A 531-nucleotide genomic window follows, 5' to 3' on the forward strand; every position below is an offset into this window, starting at 1 on the left:
CAGGAAAGGAAAACCGGCCTGGCGGCCGGGCATGGAAAAACGGTGCTTGACGGGGAAGTCCTTAGAGTCGGGTTAGCGCAGCGTAACCCGACACAACCCGGTTCCGGCTACGACGGTGCGCGCCACACGGCCCCTGTCGGGTTACGCCCTGGCGGGCTAACCCGACCTACGAATCGCACTCCCCCTGTAGGGGCGGCTTCAGCCGCCCGCGGACTTCGGTCACGCACCTGCGCCTGCTGCGTGTGCGGATGGGCGACTGAAGTCGCCCCTACACAAGCAACAGAGGGTAGGTCGGGTTAGCGCAGCGTAACCCGACATCCGCAACCATTTTCCGGGCGCTCCGACACCGGATCGCCCCGCTTTTTTCAGGAGACTGAACCCGTGACAGCCCAGATCATCGACGGCAAGGCTTTGTCGAAATCCCTTCGTGAAGGCTTCAAGACCCGCGTGGCGCAGTTGGGTGCGCAGGGCGTGCAGCCGGGCCTCGCGGTGATCCTCGTCGGCGACAACCCGGCGAGTCGCGTCTACGTC

Annotated in this window: 1 protein-coding gene; it reads left to right on the forward strand. The window is 65.0% G+C overall.

Going from position 1 to position 531, the window contains the following annotated elements:
* Window positions 1-381: 381 nt before the first annotated feature.
* On the forward strand, window positions 382-531 hold a 150-nt coding region (locus L6Q67_RS24395; protein WP_296576375.1), incomplete at its 3' end, for a tetrahydrofolate dehydrogenase/cyclohydrolase catalytic domain-containing protein.

Origin of the sequence: Zoogloea sp. (assembly GCF_023150065.1) — a bacterium.
Lineage (GTDB): Bacteria > Pseudomonadota > Gammaproteobacteria > Burkholderiales > Rhodocyclaceae > Zoogloea.